This window comes from Paenibacillus sp. CAU 1782 (assembly GCF_054551715.1).
Genome location: NZ_JBTOLL010000026.1, coordinates 25807 through 48703, shown reverse-complemented (window position 1 = coordinate 48703; position 22897 = coordinate 25807). Strand labels below are relative to the sequence as shown.

The following is a 22897-nucleotide window of genomic DNA, read 5'->3' as shown; positions in this document are numbered from 1 at the left end:
GGTATTGCTTATTTATTTTCCGCAATTCAATGGCGCAATGCGCTAAACCTTCGCGGCCCAAATTTCGATTTCGATCTTGATTTCCGGCAGACCCAGTTCGGAGATGTATCCAACCGTCATCGAAGGATAATCGTTACCGAACAGTTCCTCCCACCTAGCATATAAGTAATCCCAATCGATTTTTTCGACGGCCCAGATGTTGACCTTGATAATATTGTCCGTGCTCAGCTCTTCGGATCGCAATACCGATTGGATGTTTTGAAATGTATTTTTAATTTGTTCGTTCATGCTATCGGGAAAATCACCGTTTTGGTCAGCGCCGATTTGGCCGGATGTCACATACAACTCCGCATTGCGCGGAATTTTGGTCATATGCGCGTAGTTTCCGACTGGATGATGCAAGCCTTTGGGGTTGTTTCTGGTAATTTTAGTATTTTCCATTAGTAAAGTCCTCGCCTTCAAAAGTAAGTTTTGTCGTTTTCTCTACCATTTTTGGACACAGCTATCCCCTGTTAATGGATTCTAGAAAAATACGGCAGTTGAGTAGCCGTACCCAATGGATAGGGAAGTCAGCGATCTTTTTTTCATGGGCGGCATACTCCTTTCTTTTTGAAATGCGAATGGGTTCATCCAACTCAACAGCTCAGCCAGACTGCCTATGATTATAGTTAAAAAGGATACCGGCTGTCAAACCTCGAACAATCCGGATTCCCTCTCTGAAACGATTTTGATCAGCTTAGGCGTGTCTGAAAACTCAGCAAGGAGCAGACATTGCCGAATTTTTGTTCCATGTATTTTGAAGGCTTACCGGGGTAAGTCAAGAAAAAGTAACGCAGCAGGGGGCGAAAAGGCGGTGATAGATGCCCTTGAGTGAGTTTTCAGACACGCCCTAGTTAGTCGCCTCATACCCGTCAAGCAATATCCGGCCGGTGCCGTCGTCAGCCGCAACCACATGATGCCCCATGCAAGTAATCAGCTTCATTAACGACTCAATGCCGCCATAGGGATACCCGCTGGGATCAATCTCCAAACGATATACGTTGCCGCTCAACTGTCGGACTCCAATCAATTCGTATTCGGAGTTTTTTATGGCATCGAACATGGAGTAGATATCCCAGTCCTCCTGCTCGTTGTCGTCTGCATCAATGATTCGTACATAAAGATCTCCAAATTGATTTTTCAGTTGCTCATATTGCCCCTTGTTCGGCCACCAAAAATGATCCAGCTCCTCTTCGCGAAAAAGCTTGACCCACTTGGCATCCGTTACATCCGAGTCCTTTGATCTGTCCTCTTTTATAACCTCCAAAAAAGCTTTTAACCGATTCAATTTCTCTTCATGATGAGCTTCAAATTCAACATAGCAATATTCCATGATGCTACCTCCGAAAGAAAAATTTCTTTACTTTTCACCTCTAAAATACGACCTACCGCTAACGATTTCCTTTTTTTTGCACGTACTCCCCTGCCAAAAGGAATAAATGACACAACAAATAACGGGGCTGTCCAAAAAGCCCCTAAAATAAATGGGCTGGGCGAGAAAACGTAACGTTTTCCGTCCAGCCTTTTTATGTGCCTGCTTTTCCAGGTATATGGAGAGGCGGATCCTCGCCGCTTTAAGTAGGTTGTGGGCTAAAGCCACAATCCCAAACTCCGTGTGAACCTTCTCCAGCCCTCGCAAGGAGAAGCGTCGGAACGAACGGTTGCCCTTAATGTGACCAAATACGCTCTCGACCTCGACTTTACGCCGAGCATAGATCGCGGATTTTTCGTCATCCTCAAGGGCTCTTTTTGCCTTAGCTTTTAACTCTTCCCAAATCGTATTCCAGTGAACCTGGCGGTTTCCTTTAGCTTTCGTACAGCTAGCCTTGAAGGGGCATTCCTTGCAATCTTCACATTCATAAATCTTGAAGCTTTGCTCCAGGCCAGAACCATTCTTTTTTGTTTGGTATTTTTTAAAGCGAACGTAACGGCCGTTCGGACAAATGAATCGATCATCTTCCTCCTCGTACGTCCAGTTCGAGGCGTGCCGAATATCCTTCTTGTAACGACGTGTTTTCTCTTTCATATAGCTGCCATACGGAATGAGAAAATCAAATCGGGGATCCTTTTCCTCCCCTACCGCATACAAGTAGTTTTCCTCGCTTCCATAGCCCGCATCCGCAATGACCGTTTTGGGCATGGGTAAAGAAGACGCCGCCAATTGCTCCATATGCGGGATCAAGCAGCGCGTATCGGTAGGACGTTGGTGTAAGCTATAGAACAAAACAAACTGGTTTTCGGTTGCCATCTGCACATTGTACCCTGGCTTCAGTTGCCCATTTTTCATGTGATCTTCTTTCATACGCATGAACGTAGCATCGGGGTCCGTTTTCGAGTAACTGTTGCGGTCACCAAAGCAGGCTTTCTGCCGATCATACTTGGCCAGCCTTGGTAGAAAATCCTCCTGTATTTGCTTCAATGGTTGTTTACAGGCACTTCGCGCTTGGCGTAATGCCTTTCTCTGCTCGCGATCCGGAGTCCTAGTGATCTGTTCCGTTAAACACTCTACCTGCTCTTCCAGTCGAACAGCTGCTTCTTCAAGCTTAATCGGGAGTTGCTCTGGATCTGTCACGACGTACTCGCTCGCTTCTTGCTGGGTAAGCTTATGAATATGCGCAAGCGTCTCCTGTACCTTCTCCTTCAGCTTTGCCTCGAAGCGCAGCGTGGATTTTTTCCATACAAAAGAGTACTTGTTCGCGTCGGCTTCGATCTTTGTACCATCGAGAAAGTAATTGTCCATCGTGATGTAGTGGTCCGCAATAAGCTTTTGGATCATCCTCTCAAACAGTTCGTCCATGAAGGCTTTCATGCGAATACCGCGAAAATCATTCAGGGTACGGAAATCGGGCTGCTGCATAGCGGCTAGCCACATGGCAGGGATGTTTTCGTGCAGCAATTTTTCGATACCGCGGCACGAGTACACCTTTTGGGAGTAGCCATACAGCATGACCTTGATCATCATTTTGGGATGGTAGGAGCTGCGTCCACCACCTGCATAGTGGGAGAATAACTGCTCGTCTGGGATTCCTTCAATCATTTCATCGATGACCCGCGCTACATGATGGGGAGGAATATACATCTCTATATCTAGAATCATCTGAGCCTGTTTGTTGTCATAGGGCTTGAAGGTGGGGGCAAGTTGTCGTTTACTTCTTGCTTGTTCTTGCATTTCTTCTAGTGGAAGTGAAAGCTCCATGGTATACTGTTCCGTAGTAGTCGTTTGATTACGCAAAAAAATCGCCCCTTTTGTAGTGGTTGTGTGGTAACTCCCATTCTACAAGATTTGGCGATTTTTTTGTTTCTATTTTTTACATACCATGATAAAGGGGCAGCCCAATGGTCAGTTTTACTGACTTTTTGGACAACCCCTTATTGAACTTGAAAAACCGTAAATTAGACCGGACCGGGTTAGATTAACCTCAAATTATGTTGCCGAGCTTTCGGTTGAAGCATCGCCTGCTGTGCCTTCAGCAGATTCCACCGATTCAGCAGCTTCAGAGCCTCCCCGTTTGCTGCCGGGACGTCCTTTGCCCGCTTCGTCTCTGGAACCCCGATTGGACTCCTTACCCTTCAGCTCGCTATTTACTAGCGTTTCCGCCTTTTCGTTTAAACCGGCGATTTTTTCGTCATACTGCTCCTGAGTCAGCTTGCCTTCCGACAGCTGCTCGTTATATTTTGCTGTTTTGGATTCCACAATTGCCGCAACGACGGATTGAACGTCAACATTCCGCTCTGCGGCAATGGCCGCCAACGTTTTGCCCGATTGAACCTCTGTCTTCAGTTCATCAGTTGTCAGGCCCAGCACTTCAGCCACCTCTTCCGAGCTGCCGATGCCTTTTAACCCGCCGTGATGTCCCGAAGCGCCTTTGCCGCCTCCCGGCTTACCCTTCCATTCTCCGTTAACCATCTTTTGCGCTTGTTCGCTGGAGTCGGCAACGCGTTTGTCATACTCCTCCTGGGTGAGCTTGCCTTCCGACAACTGCTCGTCCAGCTTCGCCGTTTTTGCCTTTACGATTGCATCAACTACAGTATCGACATCGACATTTTGTTCGGCGGCAATGGTCGCCAGAGTTTTATCACCTTGCAACGCCGTTTTCAGCTCATCCGCCGTCAAACCTAACACTCCCGCTATTTCGTCGGAAGCCAGCCAGCCGTTTCCGCGTTGGCCATGCGATACGGCTCCCTGTTTTTCTCCGTTAAAAGCTCCGCGTTTTCCGCTTCCGTTTTGCGATGACGCATCCTGCTGCTCGGTTGTGTCGGCTGCCGATGCGGCATTGACATAGTGGGTTGTCGTCATCCCCGCTCCAATCGCAATCGTTATCGCCAACGTAGTTGCTGCCAGTTTCAGTGTCTTCATCTCATCACCTGCGCCTCTCTTCAAAATGGTTGGTGTTGGACGGCTGCCCCGTTCAACTAACCCCATTTTATCCGGCGATTCTTAAATGAGTCTGAAGCAACCCTGAACGCATTCTGAAGGTTTGCTGAAAATCTCCCCCTATCTCTCGAACCGAAACCAGCCAAAATTAAAGCTGCTGCCCGGCAGAAAAATAAAGGTAACCTTTTGTTCCCCGGCAATGTTGTCCAGTGCCAGCACCCGCTCCTCGTAACCGTCGGAATGCGTAAATTCCACAAGCTGCCTGCCCTCTCCCTCGATCCCCGAGAACTGGATGTGAATCGTGTTTTTATCGATAGGGGAATGACCATACAGCACCAGCTTAGTCACGCCTTCCGCTTCAAAGTCCAATCCTGCGAATTCAAGAGAAACGTTGTTGCCGATCCCTTCGACAAAACGCTCCTTCACGACAAAAGCATCGCCGTAAATCCCATCATTTTCCGCAGCGTAATTAAGCGCTAAACCACGATTTTGCCTCTGAAACGAAAAGCCCTTAATATGCAGCTTCTGCTTTGTTACGAGCCACAGCGAGGCAATACCGCGCAGTCTGCGCGAAAGCCGGTAGGTTTCCTCTTGGTAGACGTTCCAAATCGACGGCTTCTGGTAAATAACGTCCGCTAGCAGCTCGCTTTCTTGAGCCCCCGGTTCGCCCTCCCACATTTGCAGGGAATAGCTCTCATCCGACAAAGCGAAGATAGGAAGAGTCACGGTATCGGAGCCGTACGGGCCAAAATCGATATCACGGAAGCCCACCGCCGTGTCTCCATCCCTGCTGGTGGCGACGCCCCGTTCGTTACCGCTGCCCAAATCGCCGCGATAATCGTCATACAAGCCTGCGGAAATAAAACCGTACGGGTCCTTGTAGGCGGTACCCAGGCCCGTTGCTTGGAATTCCAGCTGCGAAATCAGCCGGATTCCTTCCCCGCCATTCCGGCTCATGCAGCGCAGCCTGAATTCTCCATCCCCCAAAGCGGTCAGCTTCACCTCATGGCCATTTGCTTCCGCCTTGGCAATTGTGGACAGGATTCCGGCATCATTAACGACGCTCCATTCCACATCCCGGTAGGTCGTATTTTCCGGGTACAGCCTGACGCTGACGGTTTTTTCACGGCTTTTCTCATCAAAATATTGCCCCGTTGCGCTTACGATCTCCAGCTTGCGTAACGGAATTTCATCCTTGCTTCCCAGAGCAAGGGGCAATTCGCCATTGCGGGTGACAGCGGAAATGCCTTCCGCACTTCCTCCCTCTCCAGGCAGCGCCGCAAACTCCGCCAGGCATGATTCCAGACCGGTCGAAGCCACCTCCATCCGGATATCTCCCGGCTCCAGCGTAGCCGCAATAATCGCCATTAACTTGCCGCTGAACAATCTTCGGCTGATGCCTTTATAGGGATCATAATCGGTGCTGTCCCCGTTATCCAGCCCAACAAGCCGTCCGGGGCCCGTTACGTTTACTTCTACCCGATTTGTCGCATTTTCAACGACATTGCCCTGTTCGTCCTCCATTGAAATTTCCACAAAAATGAGGTCCGTTCCATCGGCAACAAGACAGGTTTTGCTAGGCGTTAGCACGATTCTGCTCGCGTCCCCGAATGAGCGCTTCGCCGTCGTCGCGATGACAGCACCATTTTCATCATAGGCAATTGCCTTCAGTTCGCCCTTGCGGTAAGGCAGCTTCCACCAGCCAACAAGCTGCGTCCCCCCGGCATGATCAATATCGTGTACGCCAACGGTTTCCCCGTTGAATTGCAATTCCACCCTCGGCGCATTGGAGCAAACCCGAACGTCGATCGTTTGCCCTTCGTTGAAATCCCAATAGGGAAGGAGATGGATCATTGGTTTGCTTTTGTAATCAGTCCATGACGCCTGATAGATGTAGTAGGGATCTTTTGCAAAACCTGCCGTATCAATCTGCCCAAAATAGGAATTTTTCGTATGATACGGAGTTGGCTCCCCGATATAGTCAAAGCCCGTCCATAGGAACTGACCCAGCGAAAATGGCGTGTCGCGCTCTGCGATAATACACGCCTCGGGAGACTTTGCGCCCCAGCTCGTCGTGCTGTTGCCAAGCGCGGAGCATTGCTCGTCATCGTCCGCAAGAATGGCTGCTTCAAACGGGAAGTGATAGATGCCCCGGCTCTGCACGACCGAAGCGGTTTCGCTGCCGTAGATGATCCAGTCCGGGTGCTGTGTGTGATGGGCCTCGTAATATTTTTCCGCATAGTTGTAACCCGCCAGCTTGACGATATCCGCGCATTTTCTCGCATTTTCCCATGGCATGTAATTGGAGCCGATAGTCGCGGGCGCGTTTCCTCTTGGATCATGCTTCAGCACCTTGGCAAGCAGCAGCCGTGTCACTTCCTGCCCCCGCTCGTCAGCGTGAGTATCGTAAATTTCATTGCCGATGCTCCACATAAGCAAGCTGGGATGGTTGCGGTCCCGTCTCACCCAGCTTTCCACATCGCGAGGCATCCACTCCTTGAAAAACCGGGCATAATCAAACGGCGTTTTGGGCCTCTCCCACATATCAAAGGCTTCGGAGACAACCAAAAATCCCATTTCATCCGCCAGGCCCATCAATTCGGAAGCAGGCATATTGTGAGCGGTGCGAATGCCGTTAACCCCCATCTCCTTGAGCAGTCCCAGCCTCCAACGCACAGCTTCCTTGTTAAAGGCGGCGCCTAGAGCGCCCAAGTCGTGATGCTCGCAAACACCGTTGATTTTAAAAGGCTTTCCATTCAGCTCCATCCCTCTCGCAGGGTCCAGTAGAATACTGCGGAAGCCAATGTTTTGCGTAACCGTCTCCACCGTTTCGCTCCATTCGCTCCCGGCCTCGTCAAGGCGGATCACCTGCAAGGTCGTTTGCAGACGGTACACATTTGGCTCGTCAGTGCTCCAGAGCAGCGGATTCCGCACGACTATGCTTTGCTTGCTGCGCAGCAAGTTAGGCTCGCTTGCTGTTCTATCTGCACCCGTATAGGGTTCAGCATCTCCGGTGCTCCCTTCATCAGCTATCTGGCCAGAATCGCCCTCGTTGCTTCGCCTATCCGCTAGCTGACTTGCTTCGACTTCGTTTCTTTTTATACCCGCCGTTTGGTCTGCTCCCTCTCCAATGTCGCCATTTTTTGACGCTGCCAGCCTCTCCGTAACGGATGCCACAACCTCCTCTCCATGCAAAATACGATGTGAGACGACCAGAGCCACGACTCCGGGTTCCGGCTCTTCTGCACTAAATGGTTTGCCGTCTGCGTTGAATGGTTTGACTTCTGCACTAAATGGTGTGGCTTCTGCGTTAAACGGCATGGCTTCTGCACTAAATGGTGTGGCGGAAGATGTTCCTTTTTCGGACACTCCTCTATCGGATGTATGGAGTCCTGCCAACTTCGGTTCTATCTCCGATATAGCAGACTTCAGCTCCGTATCAATATCCACGCGCCATCCGTCTCCATCCCCCTCCTGTGACACAGTGAAATAGACGCCATCCGTTTCAATGTAATGGCTCCCCCGCTCCTTCAGCCAAACATTGCGGTAAATGCCCGCTCCGGAATACCATCGGCTATTGGGACTTTGGTGGACGACCTTCAGCAGCAGCTCGTTATCGCCCACCCGAAGCGCATCGGAGATATCAAATTCAAAGGAGGAGTAGCCGTATTTCCATTCTCCGACCCACTGGCCGTTAACATACAACATACTGTCCATATACACACCATCAAAGCTAAGAAACCGACGTAACGAGGTACCCGATTGATTTAGTTTCCCTTGCAGAAGCGAGTCTGCCTCTTCGCAAACAAATCGCTTGCGGTACCAACCTATGCTATTTTCATAGAGATTCAGCGTATCGTAAATCAGCCAGTCATGGGGCAAATCCACAGGCATAAAATCCAGATTCGAGGCATCCGCAACATCTAGCCCGCTTTTCGCAAAAAGCCATTCGTCGTTAAATCGAATTTTCCGGTTGGTCAACGCTTCCACTTCCTTTTCAACTATTTATCTCGGCTTTATATTTCAGCTATATCTTTCAGCTCTTTATCTCCGTTCTTTATTTCAGCTATTTACACTTCCGCGGCTATAATAACTCCCGATTCTTTCTCTTTCCTCGCCCGTAATCGGCATAGCCCTGACCCTTGCCCTGCACGCCGTAAAAGTCCAGCATCAGACACCATCTGCCCTCATATGTCGTATGGAAGTGATTCGCCAGACTAAGATCGGTCGCTATAATATAGAATTTTCCCGCGTGACCTCTCGCAATGGTATGATCCCGAACTCCCCGTTCTCCTAAAACGCTTTCAAGAATCGGCTGACCGCCATTCACTTCTTACCAGTTGAACCCATCGCCGCTTAGAGCAAAATAAACCTGCTCCCCGTCAGGCGTTCTCCAGCTATATTGCTTAGCGTAATTATTGCCGTGTTTAATTCTTGACCATCCTAATTATCGCGGCACATCATGACTTCACGCTAAAAATGGCTATCTTTTCCACCGTCATTGTAACGGATTTCAAGCACTTACTCAATGTTAAAAATCGCGGATTATCAATAAATCGCTGATAAATCACTCTCTGAGAGCACATAGGCAGAAAAAAAATAGCGCCTGGAAATTGAAATTTCCCAAGCGCATCTCTCCATACCCAACAAACTACAAAGCTTTATTCTTCTATAGCAGGCCGAAAAATCGTTTTGTTGTTTCTCTCGTTGCATTCAGTATCTCTTCGGCTGGTCGGCCAAGGCAACGCGCAACGGCTTCAAGCACATGAGGAAGGAACGCAGGTTCGTTACGACCGTTCGCCGGTTTTTCCGGTAGATCACGCGGCGTCAGAAACGGGGCGTCCGTCTCGATCATCAGCCGCTCCAACGGAATATGTCTGACAAGCTCCTTCAAATGCCGCCCTCTGCGTTCATCGCAAATCCAGCCGGTAATGCCGATGCATAAGCCCATCTCCAGATAAGCTTCAAGCTCCGCGCGGTTACCCGTGAAACAGTGAACTATGCCTCTGGAAACTCCTTGCTCCTTCAGGATGCTGGCAAAATCAGCAAACGCTTCACGCTCATGCAGGAATAGCGGCATATCCAGCTCAAGAGCCAAAGCAGCTTGCTCCGCAAACCATTTGCGTTGAATATCGCGTGGGGAAAAGTCCCGATTATAATCCAGCCCGCATTCGCCGATTGCCACAACCTGCGGCTGCGTCGCCAAAGCACGCAATTGTCCCATAACCTCATCATTACAGCTTTTGGCATCGTGAGGATGAATACCTGCGGTAGCGTAGAGCTTCCCTCTATAACGCCCGGCGTAACGCGCCGCCTCCTTACTGCTTCGCAAGCTGGTTCCCGTGATAATTAACGGAGACACTCCGTTTGCCGCCGCTTTTTCTACCATTTGCTCCCGATCCTCATTAAAAGAGCGGTGCATCAAATTAACGCCTATATCTATCATTTCATATCTTTCCTTTCATCTCGCATTACTACTATTACTGTCACTCCGCCGAGTCATCATTCGCGGCCAACCTGCAGCAATGCCATGGCACCCATTCGGCAAGCCACACCTCATTACCCGCATAGTAGAACGGGATGCCTTCCGCCATTGCTTTTGGCGCATTCACCTTGAGCATAACCAACTCGCCTTTACGCTTGCCCGCTAACGATGCAAAAAGTGTACTTTCCGACAAATGGACATATTGTCGTCCCATCGGCTCCAACCCATCTGACATAATGAAAGGAAGGGCTTGTGTACTCGTACCATGGTAGAGGATTTCTGGGGGATTCCCTGGCGTATAAGTTATTTTTTGATAGCTGTGTCCATATCTTGCCCTGATCCGTTCATCCTTGATTTCAAATCGTTGTTTGTCCGAATTCCGAACGACTCTCTCGATATCCGTCAGCTTTACCTCCGCCCAACCCGGAAGTGCTTGTATCACCTTCAGCAATTCCTTGACGGTACAAGAGCCATCTTCTTCATACAGCTCAATGCCGGATTCTACAGGCTTATGGCGCAGCATCTTCGTCATTAGCTTGCTAAGCTTCATATCTGTACCTTGTTTTTTCATAATCCCCACTCACATACTCATTTAACTGCTTACTTCTGTCGATAATGACACTTGTGTCCGTATTCCAGCTTACACCCGCTCGCGACCCTTGTTTGCATTATACTTCTTTTTCTAAGACCTCACCGGGAATGTTCATTTAAAACCAAACGTTCCTGTCACTTTGTTATTACCGTCATTTTGTTTTCACGTCAATGCGGGTTTCCGCTTCAAATCTTACGGACGCGGATGACCATTAAACTAGCAAAAATACAATATCGTCAAACGTAACGGTCATCGATGTCCGTCAGCAAGGAAAATACAGCATAAATAGACTAAAAAGGGGCTGTAACGGTCACGGCTGTCCTTTAGAAATTGGTTTTTTCAAAAAAACAGCTCTAGCGGCCACAAATGACCGTAAGAGCTTAGACAAATAATGAACCCTCGTTATTCCACCCAATACCACTTTCCATACACTTGCCACTTCTCCATACGTTCGCCATTTACCAATATTCACTTCCCACAACACACCTGCCAAAACCTCTTGCAAACACAGCATGTTCTGACCACCTGACCGTAAATGACGTTTGCGGTGTGACCCTTGCAGTGTGACGTTCGCGGTATCCTGATTTCCCCCAAAAGCACTTGCTCAAAAAACGGTTCCCGTGCTACATTATTGCGAAAAAGATTACGCGAGGTGATGGTATGGATTTACATCCGGACAGGCATGTTTTGCTGGACTTCCCTGAACAGTTGGAGAGCGAACGGCTGATTATACGTGCGCCGTTGTGGGGAGACGGCCAAGCCAATAATGAAGCGATTCGGGAAAGCATTGAGGAATTGCGCCCCTGGATGCCATGGGCGAGCAAGGTTCCGTCGGTCGAAGAATCCGAAATCAATCTTCGGATGTCCCGACTTGAATTTTTGGAGCGCAAAGACCTCCGTTTGCTGCTAACTCTTAAGGACGACGGAACAATTATAGGCAGCAGCGGTCTGCATCGCATCGATTGGAAAGCGCGGAAGTTCGAGATCGGATATTGGATTCGGACCTCCTATGCCAAACAAGGGTTCATGACAGAAGCCGTAAACGCCATCGTAAATTTCGCCATTACCGAGTTGGAGGCCAACCGAATCGAAATCCGTTGCGACGAACGGAATGAGCGGAGCGCGCATGTGGCGCAACGATGCGGCTTTACGCTTGAAGGCACCCTGCGCAACGAGGTTTGCGGCGTGGACGGCCAACTTACGAATACAATGGTATTTGCCAAAATACGTGGAATTGAATTTTGAGGAAATCCAAATAACCTTCGTCCCCGCCCAAATGCTGAGATGAAGGTTATTTGACTGCTTATATTACACTGCATATATTTGACTGCATATTTACTTGAGCGTATATTACTGGGGCCTTTCTGTCCTGAGCTTTTTTCTAATCGTTGTCGCTGATGTTTATTACTCGCTTTTTGTTTCCGCTTTTGCTACAATTTTTTCTGTTTTGGTCCTGCTTTTGTTGTTGCCGTAGTTATACTACTGTTGATTGTGTTGTTACTGCTGTTGTTCTTGCTGTTGTTCTTGCTGTTGTTCTTGCTGTTGTTCTTGCTGTTGTTCTTGTTTTGTTATTGCTGGTGTTCTTCCTGTTATTCTTTCTGTTGTTCCTGTGTTTGTTCTTGTTGTTGAACTTTCTGTTGTTCTTTCTGTTGTTCTTTCTGTTGTTCTTTCTGTTGTTCTTTCTGTTGTTCTTTCTGTTGTTCTTTCTGTTGTTCTTTCTGTTGTTCCTTCTGTTGTTCCTTCTGTTGTTCCTGCTGTTGATCTTGCTGTTGTTCTTGCTGTTGTTCTTGCTGTTGCTCTTGTTTTGTTATTGCTGTTGTTCTTGCTGTTGTTCTTGCCGTTGCTCTTGCTGTTGTTCTTTCTGTTGTTCTTGCTGTTTTTCTTGCTGTTGTTCTTGCCGTTGCTCTTGCTGTTGTTCTTGTTTTGTTATTGCTGGTGTTCTTCCTGTTACTTTTACTGTTGTTCTTATGGTTGTTCCTACTGTCGTTACTGGTTTTTGCTCCACTCATCAACTCTGCGGTAGCTTTCTTCATCCGAAATATCTTCGATTCGAGTCATGATGGACCACCTGATGCCAAACGGGTCCAAAATACTGCAATAGCGGTCACCCGACACGAAGCTGGCAACGGGTTCTCTCACGGTTGCGCCGCTTTTCACGGCAAGATCTGCCGTCTCATCGACATTGGGTACATAAACGCCAAGCGAATAGCAGGCTTTACCCTCATCCGGCGGCAATACCAATCCATATGACGGAGTGGCTGCTCCCAGTTGAAGAAACCCATTGCCGAAATCGATCTCTGCGTGCACGATAACTTTGCTGCCCTCTTCCCCGAATTCCGTTGCGCTTCTGACCTTTGCTCCAAATACCCTTTCATAAAAGGCGATGGCCTCAGCGGGACTATTCACCACGATATACGGGGTTATGGACGTATAGCTGTTAGGTTTGCCGTTAGTGGTATATTGCCCTGTCACTCCGGCTCCGGCTTGATCATTTGACATCGTTATTCCTCCTATAACTGCTAGTATTGCCGCCACGTTTCGCTGCATACCCCTGTAATTAAAGCTGTGTTGCGAAACCTACCACGTTTCACTGCATACCCCAGTAATTAAACCTGTGTTGCGAAACCTACCACGTTTCACTGCATACCCCAGTAATTAAACCTGTGTTGCGAAACCTACCACGTTTCACTGCATACCCCAGTAATTAAACCTGTGTTGCGAAACCTGCTGTCATCTGCTAGGGTGTGTATGTAAACTCGTAGGGAGCAGATGTTGCTGAATCTATTATAGAAGTTTCCGAGAAACGCCATATTGTAAAAAAGCGACCGATCCTACGCGCCGGAGGTTTATGCCATGCCCCTAAATCCAAAAGACAATGCATCCTCGCGCGGTATCGTTCACGCCGTTGCCGGAAGGGACAAGTTCAGATTAGAACGTTTTGAACCCGGTCCCCTGCTGGCTCCTTTTGTTGAACACTATTGGGCCATATCCTATGAGCTGCCTGAAGGTCTTATCCATACGCAGAAGGTGTTGTCTTACCCTAATCTTCATCTGGCTTTTGAACAGGATACGGAGGGGCGCCGCGCTCTTCTGTACGGCGTGCCGGCACTCCCTTTTGAACGTACGCTCCGCGGTAAGGGCCGAGTGCTGGGCATAAAATTTCGAGCTGGCGGTTTCCACCCGTTCTGGCAGCGCGATATATCGGATTTGACCGGGACAATAATGGATATCCGGGAGGCATTGGGCCCCGAAGCAGCCAGCTGGTCAGACGCTATTCTCGATGCCAGAGACGAGGAGGCCATGGCCGTCCAAGCTGAAGCACTGCTGCTTTCACGCCTTCCGGAGAGAGATCCTCAGGCGGAGATGTCAGAGAATATTATTCAAACGATCAAAAACGATAGAGATATTTTGAAAGTGGAGCAGCTAGGCATGATGATCGGGCTATCCGTTCGCCAATTGCAGAGATTGTTCCGCAAGTATGTGGGAGTCTCCCCAAAATGGGCCATTAATAGATTCCGTCTTCAGGAAGCGGCAGAGCGGCTTGAGCGGGACGAGGCCGTCCAATTGGCGGAGCTTGCGGTCCAACTGGGTTATTTTGACCAGGCTCACCTGATCAAAGACTTCAAGTCCATGCTAGGCCAGTCTCCCGCTTCCTACCGCAAAAACTCCACTTCAAACGGCCAAGCCCCGATCCGACAAGAACAGGCAGTGCCCCCAGAAGGGCAATCCTGAATGGGAGAACTCAAACATATATGCAGAGCAAGAGAAGCCCTTGCTATGTACAAAGTGAGCGAAACCCTCAATATGGGCAAAGTAAGCCAAACCCGTACTGTGTGCAAAATGAGCAAAGCCCGTACTATTTGCACAGTGAGCGTAACCCGCAATATGGGCAAAAGAACCATCAAAACCACTTTGAAATGGATTTGATGGTTCTCTGCGCCGTCACTCAAAGTAACCCGCTTTAAACTCCTGCTCCTTTACTCAAAATAACCTGCTCTGTAGATAGGTTGAACCTTACTCCTTCCCCCGCTGCTCGAATCATCGCAGCGCTAAAGGACATCTGTGTCCGTTAGAGCCCCTTTTTATCCATTTCTCCTATTTTAATGGACATCCATGACCGTCAAAGTGCATTTTCGCCGCTTTTTTGCTTCATTACCACTTCTTGCGGACACCGATGACCATTAAACTTTACAAATCATACAAAAAAGCCGGCTAACGGTCATAAATGACCATTAGCCAGCTTTAGTGATGGCCGCCCAGCAGTCGCCGAACAAATATCAGAAAAACTTCTGACTTGCCACGTTTCCGCTCATTTAGCTATAGGGCAGTTCATTGGGGTGTAGAGCACCCATTGGACGACAGGCGATTTAGGTGCTCGAGACCAATCATTGGACGACAGGCGCTCATTTGGGCCTCGAACACCCATTGGACGACAGGCGATCATTAGGTGCTCGAGACCAATCATTGGACGCCGGGCGCTCATTTGAGCCTCGAACACCCATTGGACGACAGGCGATCATTAGGTGCTCGAGAGCACTCATGGGATACCGAGAGCTCAATCGAACATCGAGCATCCATTTGAGCGTCGAGCAATCATTGGATGCCAGGCACTCATTTCAGCGTCGAGCATCCATTGGAGCGCAGGGCCCTCATCGAGGGACGCCACTGCTCATCTAGGCGTCTGGCCCCATCGGAAGCCAGGCACTTATTCGAGCCCGGCTCCTGCCTCATTTCAATTATTGAATAACCTTCAATTGCAGAAGCAATCTGCGTACGATGGCCGCCATTTCGGCGCGGCTTACGTTTGCTTTTGGAGCCAGCTCCGTAGCGGATTTGCCGGTAATGATGCCCAGCTTCACCGCTTGGGCTGCGCTGCTTCTGGCCCAGCCGGACAGTTCGCCGGAATCCGTGAAGCCGGACAACGCGTTGCCGCCTTCGGCGGAGGCAGACCAGCCGCCCAGCTCCAGCGCTCTGATCGCCATGACCATGGCTTGCTCGCGCGTCATCGCGTCGCGAGGACCAAAGCGATTGCCACCATAGCCGCTCATCAGCCCGTATTCCACCGCTGTTTGCACTGCGTCATAATACCAGTCGCCTGGGGATACGTCGGAGAACGAAACGGTTGCCCCGCCGCTGCTCTTCAGTCCCAGCGCCCGAACCATAAGCGCCGCCAGCTCTGCCCGGTTCATGCTGCGGGAAGGCTCGAATTTGCCCGGCGACACGCCGTTTAATACCAATCTGGATGCCAGATCGGAGACCGTCTCATTGGCCCAGTGACCCTGCATGTCGCTGAAGTTAGAAACATGGTTAACCGCCAGATACACGCTGTTTGTGATGCTGCTTGCTACCGCATAGAAGCGGCCTTCGCGAACATCGAAGGAGGTTGGCACATGGCGAACCGTTCCATCGGCCTCCAGCACAACAACCGTCGAAACATTTCGGTCATCCTTGCCAAGCGGCAGAGGAAGCTCTTTTACCGTAAAGCTCTTCAGCTTGTCCACGTATACCGTCTTGCCGCCCGCGGTTGCCGTCACGTTGAACGAAACCGGCGAACCAACCGGCTCGATGCCGTTTTTGCGCAGCGCTTCCGCATGCGTTGTGAAGGCTTGATCCGCCAATCCTACGTTCAGCGTAACCGTCAGATTCTCCGGCGCGCTGTTCGGGAACTGGGCGGTCAATGCCGCCAGATCAATCGCGGACAGGTTCAGCCTGTAGCTGCCAAGACCGCTCTCCAGCGCAAGGGATACCTCACGCTCTGCAAGCTGCTTCAGCAATGCCGCGTCCAGCTTGAAGTTCAATCCTTCTATCGGCCCGCTCACGCCAAGACGAATCTGCTGCCCCTGCTTGACGCTGTCCAGAAGCGCTTTGCGCTCCGGAGTAACCGTAACCGTTGCGCCTTTTTCACCTGGGGTTACGTCACCGGTCAATAATCCTTGTTTGCTAACGCCGTCAAGCTCAAGCGGCAACGCGATGTTTTTGCCGCCTTTTGTGGAATCGATAACGACGTCGCCGATTTTTACCCTGTTGTCTCCCGGCAGAGAAACCGGATTTTGCGAAACAAATTCATAGATTCGTATAGCAGCGGACGAAGCCGTTGTCAGCTTGCGCTCGCCGGTTGTGCGCTTGGCGATCACAATCCATTCGCCGTCCTTGGCTTTGACGATTCCATTGTCGGGAAGCTTCTCCCACGCGGTAATATCTTGCTCGAAGGTCGGAAGCGCCGCTTGATCTTTTACCGCATAAATGCGGTAAGCCAGCTCGCTGCCCGTCATATTGCCGTCATGGCCCGGAGAGCTTACAATGACGCGGGACTCTCCCGCCCAGCCTGTTCCCGCCGTCGCCGCTTTGATGGAATCCATGACGTCTGGCGGAGCTGCGCCCTCTGCTGGCGCAACGACTTCAACAACATCGCTTGCGGTCAGCGTAAGGCCTTCCCAAGCCTCGTAACTGGCTTCGACAATAGCAGCGCCTTTGCGCAAGCCGGTGATTTCGCCATTTTGCTCCAGGCTGGCATTGGCTTCGCCCATCACGAGGTTAAAGCTGAGCTGCGAGCCCTCCAGCAGCTCGCGGCTGCCGTCGGTATATTCCACATACCCTTCCAGCGCAACGGCCTCGCCGCCCGCTTCGATAAGCTCCGGCACGGAAATTGCCAGCTTGCGCGGCAGCTTGGCGTCGCCGTTCAACACCTCGACAACGGCGCTGTTGCCATTGCCTGCGGCATCGACCGTTTCGATACGAAGGCGTGTCTTCGCCTTGGCCGCATCAATCGGCACTTCGCGTTGGAAACGGCCTTCCTCGTCCGGCTTCAGACTGGCAAGCTGTCTTCCCGTATCTGCATCGGAGATGGTTATGGAAGCATCCGACATCGTTGTGCCTTCGACGGTTACCCGGCCTCCCGAAGCGCGCTCGCCCGGCGATGGCGAATCCAGATAAATCATCGGCGCTATCGTATCCACCGTCACGTACAGAATCGCAACCGACGTATCGCCGGTTGCCTTATCGCGAGCTTTAAGCTCGACGGCGTACACGCCGTCTGCATCAAAATCCAAGGCAATCGTATCCGTAGAATCCAGATCATAAACTCCCAGGCTTCCATCCTCGGTTGAAGCCTCAAGAGATACTCCCGGCTTATCGGCAGCCACGGCTACCTCTACCCGGCCTGCAGATGACAGAATCTCGTATTTGCCGTTTACAACCGGCTTTTCATCCACAACAAGAGCTGGCGGACTTGCCACGGGCAGCAGTTTTCCTGCCGAATAAACCGTACCCGAGAAACGTAGATTTCCGCTTTCGTCGCCAGACTGAGCTTTGGCAACCGTTACGCCGACGCGATACGTTTTGCCAGGCTCGAGGCCCGCATAACGAACCTCGCCTTCCTCCATTGCGATGCTGCCGTCCGCATTGCGCAGCAACGCTCCGTTAGCGTCCAGCTTTGGTTTGCCGAGCGCGTTCCAGCCGCCAATCGACACGCGGTAAGAACCTCCCGACAACCTCCCGTTCAGATCCGTTTCGCTGTAGGCTTCTTCTCCAAACGGCTCATACAGGTAACCTTCTTCATCCGTTGCCGTAAGGATATAGCTGAACTCGTCCCCCTCTTCGCCGTCCTTCTTGGCCACAGACGGGAAGCTCACTTCAAACAAGCCGTTGCCAATGACTTTTGTCCCTACCGATCCTACAGAAGCAGGAGCCAGAGGATCAATCAGTTCAAAAGCTTCCTCCGACGATTTGGCGGAGAAGGCAATATCATTTTTCAACTCCGCTCGCAGGTAATAGCTGCCCTGCTGAAGCATGCCGCGGATATCCGCGCCTCCGAGCTGGGCGATCTGCTTCACGTCAAAAGACATTTCGCCGCTCGCCGAGCCATCGGCCCCGATATCCCCGCTGCCGATTTCGATGTCGCTTGCAATCAGCAAGCCGGGATCATTGGCTTCGTCCGGATTCGGCTGATCCGATACCCGGTCCGTAGCCAGATACAGGCTGATATGGTCGCCTGCGGAAGCTTGCTCCACCGTCCAGCGGGCTTTGAACTTGTCCGCATCCTGCTCATCCTTCACAAGCGCCGCCTCTGTCAGCTTCGGCATAACCGGCAAGTTGATCAGCTTGGACTTGACCGGCTGGCTCGATATCAGCTTCCAATCTCCGTTCAAGGCTTCGTCGTGAGGAATCGCGATGTAGGCGCGGCGCACGTCAGTCGACTCAAGCGCCTCCTTGCGCGTAACGGTTGTGCCGTCCGCCTTGAGATCGCCTTCCTTCGCCGCTGGGATGATTTGCTCAAACGCCGTCGCGGTTGTGTCCGTCACTTCGCCAAACACAACATTGTATGTGCTGCCGTCCCCGCGCGTCAGCGTCAGGTTCGGGCGCGTCGTTGTAAAATATTCCACTTCAAGCAAAGCGTCGCCGCTCACTTTGTCCATCGGAATGACATGCGTCTTGCCTCCGTCGGAGGTCCGAATGCCGCCGATACCCAGATTTTGCGAGCCGCCTTCGATCAGATCGACGCCTTCGCCAACCGCCGTATAGCGGATTTCCTGGATCTCGTTCTCTTCATTTTCCCATGAGGTTGCCAGCACGTTGACGCCTGTGCCGATTTCCAGCAGACGCGGCCCTTCCTCGGGGTCGTGTACAACCAGATAAGCAAGCGCTTCGCCATCTCCCGTTACACCGTCCGTGGAGAAGGCGATGCCGCCGCCCCAATAGTAGGTGATGCCGAGCGATACGAACAGAAGGCTGATGCCTGCCCACATCTTGTCGTTGTTGGCGCCTGCGCGAACGCCAAAGCCCATGCCGCCGACAACAGGCACCGAACTAGGCACCTGCAGGCGAGAGTTGATCATGCCTTCAAAATCAATCCGTCGCTTCTCCAGATTTTCGCCGATAAACAAACTTCCGTTGCCGACGATAATATCCCAGCCGCCTACGTCCACCGACGCCTTGGCCCGGATAAACATCGGGCTGACCCATTGCGTCTGCACCAGCGCTTCGGTCAACATCGGAATAACCTTGCTGCCTTCGCCAAAGCCTAGCTTGCCGACAACCTTAATGCCGGTTGCTTTGAGGGTCAGATCCACGTTGCCGGTGAAAACAGCAGGTTTCACCCCGAATTGCATATCGATACCGGCCTCCAGCGTCAGCGGCAGCCGCTCCGTGCCGCCGGCAATCGTCATCGCAAGCTCGCGGATCGCTCCCCGAAGGCTCGTAATTTTGGTCGCGGGGTTAATGGCGATGCCGTCGCCCGGGAGATCGCCGCCGAAGGCGATCACATCCGGTAAAATCCGGCCGTCCGGCACACGCCTGAAGCCAAGCTCCGCGCTGATTGTAAACATATTTTCCAGACTGGCTTCAAAGCTGATGCCATATTTATTGTATACGCCGAATTTGTCCGGATCCTTGTAATGCGTAACATCAATGCTACCTTCGACTTTATCGTCGCTGCCCGGTTTAAATAAACCGACACTGTTGTCCAGTTTGAACTTAAGCGAGGATTCAATGCCGACAAAGCCCGACTGATTAAAAATAACATTGCTGACTTCGCCGTTTAGAATACGAAGCTTGATTTCGCCGCCAAAGGATACGCCATCCTTGCGCAGAACAAAATCATTAAGCCTCAGCCCAAACCCGTCAATGGCAAAGGACGGGGCCGAAAACAATGACTGACGATTGAAATAAACGTAGGAAACAAGCAGGTTGCGGTACGGATTTATGGCATCGCCGATCAGCCCGTTGGCCCACTGCAGATTTCCGTTAAGACTTGTATCCTCGCCATTGCGGGCCGTCTCCCATTCCTGCTCCTCTTCGGACAGAGTGGACTCTTCCCCAAGCGTCTTTTCGAAGCCGTTGTAGAAATCGACGGTCCACTCGCCCTGGTGGAACACAAAACCGCTATTAGCGATGCTCAGCGTTCCTTCGCCTCCGGCAAACAAGCTTTGCAGGAGCGGCGTGTCCGTATTCGCGGACAGACGCTCCGCAAGCGGGAATTTGCCGAACGACAACGTCATGTCCTTGCCGTGGTAGGCAACGCTTTTGTTCAGAATGGCCGGCTCCGTATCGGAACGAATAAGATATTGGGCGTTGGCGCCCGTACCGGACTGCACGATTTGCCCTCGAACCTCCAGCACGATTTCCTGACCGTCCTCCGAACTCAGTCCATCCGCAAAAGCTTCGAATTCTTCCTCGTCCACGAAGGTTTCGACTCCGTAAACAGGAATTTCCGCAAGGTCGAGCGCATCGCTCATGTTCAACTGAGGATCAAGCCATCGGGATTTGGTTACCAGCTCCGCTTTGGCCGTGGACAAAATGCCGCGGTCCGCGTCGCGCTTGGCCGTAAATTGCGTATCGCTCAAACCGCCGTATGCCCAAGGCAGCATCTCCGCAAACAACGCCTTATCCTGCGCGCCGTTCGAGGTCAGATCCAGCTTGGTTTTGTATACGGCGAGAATACCCGCTTTACGTACGCGGTTTTCCTCGTTGCCGCTTACCGCAAATATCTGTTCAGTCGTGAAGCTCAGCGCTTCCGCCAGCTCAGGCACGCTTTTGTCGCGGAAATCCACCTCAACTGCATATTCGCCAAGCGGAAGCTCGGAGTTATCCAGCACCTCCAGCGTCGTGCCGTCGGCGGCCACCTTCTCGCCGCCGCTGTAGACGATCTTCAGATCTCCCGCGAAGCCGTTGCCCAGCGGTTGTACGGATACCGACCGGGAAACCGGAATGCGGTACCGCTCGCCGGATTTGATATTTTTCAAATACAAATCGAAGTTAGCGGATGACGACTGGGCTGCGTTGCCCACATCGTATGCCGCTATATTGGAGATATTCAGCGTGATGAACTTGTCATCGCTGAAATAAGCTTCCTCCGGCGACATGCTGTAAACCAGCGTCTCGCGAAGCTCGCCGATTGGCGGCAGGAAGATAAAGGATGACCGCGAAGACTCATAGATCGCCCGGATTTCGGACTCCGGCATCCCTTGCGAATCCTCCAGCTTGGCCTCCAGCTTTTTCTCCGTTTCCGGACTGCTGACTGTTACCAGATATTGTCTGGTGGTTGGCCACGGCTTGCCCGAAGCCTTAACGCGCCATTTGGCCGCTACAACTTCGCCGGGCTTGTACGGAATAACCTCAATGCCTTGGGCCGCTTCTTCAGGTGACACTTCCTTCCGGAAGGTCAGCTTTTGGCTGCCGTTGCCCAGCACATTTCCGTTTTCATCAACCAGTTGAAGACCGTTTTCGAGCTTCAGCGTGACGTCAATCGAGCTATGCTCCATATCGAACATTTCCAGATTTTCGATTTCCACATTCACTTCAAAAATACCGTCGTTCGAATAATCCGTTTCGTCGGCATTCGTTTCCAGCTTTTGCGTGGGGTCCAGGAAGCGGACGTCGAACACTTTGTCGGGAGAAATGATTTCGCCCAGGCCGTATACCAGCTCATAGGAGTTGCTGCCGCCCGCCGGTACAACGTCCGGCGTCCAGTAGTAAGCAACAGCCGTGTCGGCCGTGCCGTAGTCGTTCGTGTCCAGCGTATAGTCCAGGTTGCTGTTGGGCGAATAATCCCATTTTGTCGCCGCAAGGCCGGACCAATGGCCAACGATCATCTCGTCGACCACATTAATTCCGCCTTCAAACAGGTTGTTGAAGCCGTATGCGATCACATTGGTCGCAAGCGGATTGGTAGGGTCCAGCTTGTCCCTCATGACCCAATAAGCCGGCAGCTTATGCAGGTTGTAGGCCTGCTCGTCAACCGCCGGATTAAAGCCAAGCGTCTCCGGCTCGTGAACCAGCTTGCGTTCGACCGTTATCGGAGCGCCATAATTTTGGCCCAGTTGGAACGCTGGTCCGTCATTGCCGCCAACCGACGTGTCGAGCAGCACCCGGGAGCCGACTTCAACTGTTGCATCCGTCGTGTTCAGCACCTGGTACTGAATTCTGACGTTGCCCGCTTGCTCCTTGTCTTCTCTTTGCAGAAGCGTAATGACCTGGCTGATGCGGATGCCTTGAATACTCCATACCGTAACCAGGCTTTCCGTGCCGTCCGTTCCTTTCACAATCTCGGGAGGCGTCACTTCCGAAAACCAGTTGACGCCAAATTTGTACGGATTGCCGAAGATCAGATCGGTGCCGTTGATTTTGAAGGTCGTAAACGATGATTCCGGATTGTCGCCGCCAAACATCAGGTCTACCCCGTTGTCCAGCTTGCGGATTGGCTGGCCGTCCACGGTGCGGACGCTGAAGCGCCCGGTTGTATTGTCGACCGATACTTTGATGAATTCATTCTGTATCGAGGTTGTCCCGATGGAGGTTACTGCCTCCGCAGCCGCCTGCAGCGGCAGGACGCCCAGCAGCATGATGGCAACGAGAACCGTCGCGATCAGTCTGTTTATTTTGTTACGTCGCATTTGCGAGTTCCTCCCGT

The 22897-nt window shown here is 51.5% G+C and carries 12 protein-coding genes; 2 read left to right on the top strand and 10 right to left on the bottom strand.

All coding sequences use genetic code 11. From position 1 onward, the window contains the following. Window positions 1–42: 42 nt before the first annotated feature. The 7 genes from ACX93W_RS26140 to ACX93W_RS26110 all read right to left on the bottom strand — a co-directional run bounded on the left by ACX93W_RS26140 (window position 43) and on the right by ACX93W_RS26110 (window position 10470). Window positions 43–441 (bottom strand): RidA family protein, encoded by a 399-nt coding sequence (locus ACX93W_RS26140; RefSeq protein ID WP_459395303.1) that lies wholly within the window; start codon window positions 439–441, stop codon window positions 43–45. Window positions 442–889: 448 nt separating this feature from the next. Next, entirely contained in the window at window positions 890–1372 is a 483-nt protein-coding gene (locus ACX93W_RS26135) for a hypothetical protein (RefSeq protein ID WP_459395302.1), read from the bottom strand. A 27-nt stretch (window positions 1373–1399) separates the two neighbouring features. Beyond that, complete coding sequence (locus ACX93W_RS26130; protein ID WP_459395301.1) at window positions 1400–3271, bottom strand: IS1182 family transposase; 1872 nt, start codon at window positions 3269–3271, stop codon at window positions 1400–1402. Between the two features lie 192 nt (window positions 3272–3463). Beyond that, window positions 3464–4396: a hypothetical protein gene (locus ACX93W_RS26125; protein ID WP_459395300.1), complete on the bottom strand. Its 933-nt coding sequence runs from the start codon at window positions 4394–4396 to the stop codon at window positions 3464–3466. 138 nt (window positions 4397–4534) lie between these two features. Further along, a complete protein-coding gene (locus ACX93W_RS26120; RefSeq protein WP_459395311.1) occupies window positions 4535–8308 on the bottom strand; it encodes a glycoside hydrolase family 2 TIM barrel-domain containing protein in 3774 nt (1257 codons plus the stop codon). Window positions 8309–9083: 775 nt separating this feature from the next. Next, window positions 9084–9860 (bottom strand): TatD family hydrolase, encoded by a 777-nt coding sequence (locus ACX93W_RS26115; protein WP_459395299.1) that lies wholly within the window; start codon window positions 9858–9860, stop codon window positions 9084–9086. A 40-nt stretch (window positions 9861–9900) separates the two neighbouring features. Continuing rightward, on the bottom strand, window positions 9901–10470 hold the full coding sequence (locus tag ACX93W_RS26110) for an RNA 2'-phosphotransferase (RefSeq protein WP_459395298.1): 570 nt from the start codon (window positions 10468–10470) through the stop codon (window positions 9901–9903). Window positions 10471–11151: 681 nt separating this feature from the next. On the opposite strand from ACX93W_RS26110, the gene ACX93W_RS26105 reads away from it, so the two are divergent. Further along, window positions 11152–11736 carry a GNAT family N-acetyltransferase gene (locus tag ACX93W_RS26105; RefSeq protein WP_459395297.1) on the top strand — a complete coding sequence of 195 codons (585 nt, stop codon included), beginning with the start codon at window positions 11152–11154 and terminating at the stop codon, window positions 11734–11736. A gap of 344 nt (window positions 11737–12080) precedes the next feature. On the opposite strand, the gene ACX93W_RS26100 is transcribed toward ACX93W_RS26105, so the two are convergent. Both ACX93W_RS26100 and ACX93W_RS26095 read right to left on the bottom strand, forming a co-directional pair. Then, the gene (locus tag ACX93W_RS26100) at window positions 12081–12524 is read right to left on the bottom strand and encodes a hypothetical protein (RefSeq protein WP_459395296.1); all 444 of its coding nucleotides are present in this window, start codon (window positions 12522–12524) and stop codon (window positions 12081–12083) included. Then, a complete protein-coding gene (locus ACX93W_RS26095) occupies window positions 12478–12990 on the bottom strand; it encodes a VOC family protein (RefSeq protein ID WP_459395295.1) in 513 nt (170 codons plus the stop codon). The genes ACX93W_RS26100 and ACX93W_RS26095 overlap by 47 nt, the downstream gene beginning before the upstream one ends. 354 nt (window positions 12991–13344) lie before the next feature. Between ACX93W_RS26095 and ACX93W_RS26090 the strand changes: the two genes are divergently transcribed. After that, on the top strand, window positions 13345–14223 hold the full coding sequence (locus tag ACX93W_RS26090; protein WP_459395294.1) for an AraC family transcriptional regulator: 879 nt from the start codon (window positions 13345–13347) through the stop codon (window positions 14221–14223). Between the two features lie 1004 nt (window positions 14224–15227). Here the strand turns inward: ACX93W_RS26090 and ACX93W_RS26085 are convergent. Further along, entirely contained in the window at window positions 15228–22880 is a 7653-nt protein-coding gene (locus ACX93W_RS26085) for an S-layer homology domain-containing protein (protein ID WP_459395293.1), read from the bottom strand. Window positions 22881–22897: the final 17 nt, after the last annotated feature.

What these genes read in the sequence shown, in the direction of transcription:
- ACX93W_RS26140 (WP_459395303.1), bottom strand. Translation starts at nt 441, where the DNA reads ATGGAAAATACTAAAATTACCAGAAACAACCCCAAAGGCTTGCATCAT.
- ACX93W_RS26135 (WP_459395302.1), bottom strand. Translation starts at nt 1,372, where the DNA reads ATGGAATATTGCTATGTTGAATTTGAAGCTCATCATGAAGAGAAATTG.
- ACX93W_RS26125 (WP_459395300.1), bottom strand. Translation starts at nt 4,396, where the DNA reads ATGAAGACACTGAAACTGGCAGCAACTACGTTGGCGATAACGATTGCG.
- ACX93W_RS26120 (WP_459395311.1), bottom strand. Translation starts at nt 8,308, where the DNA reads ATGCCTGTGGATTTGCCCCATGACTGGCTGATTTACGATACGCTGAAT.
- ACX93W_RS26115 (WP_459395299.1), bottom strand. Translation starts at nt 9,860, where the DNA reads ATGATAGATATAGGCGTTAATTTGATGCACCGCTCTTTTAATGAGGAT.
- ACX93W_RS26110 (WP_459395298.1), bottom strand. Translation starts at nt 10,470, where the DNA reads ATGAAAAAACAAGGTACAGATATGAAGCTTAGCAAGCTAATGACGAAG.
- ACX93W_RS26105 (WP_459395297.1), top strand. Translation starts at nt 11,152, where the DNA reads ATGGATTTACATCCGGACAGGCATGTTTTGCTGGACTTCCCTGAACAG.
- ACX93W_RS26100 (WP_459395296.1), bottom strand. Translation starts at nt 12,524, where the DNA reads ATGAAGAAAGCTACCGCAGAGTTGATGAGTGGAGCAAAAACCAGTAAC.
- ACX93W_RS26095 (WP_459395295.1), bottom strand. Translation starts at nt 12,990, where the DNA reads ATGTCAAATGATCAAGCCGGAGCCGGAGTGACAGGGCAATATACCACT.
- ACX93W_RS26090 (WP_459395294.1), top strand. Translation starts at nt 13,345, where the DNA reads ATGCCCCTAAATCCAAAAGACAATGCATCCTCGCGCGGTATCGTTCAC.
- ACX93W_RS26085 (WP_459395293.1), bottom strand. Translation starts at nt 22,880, where the DNA reads ATGCGACGTAACAAAATAAACAGACTGATCGCGACGGTTCTCGTTGCC.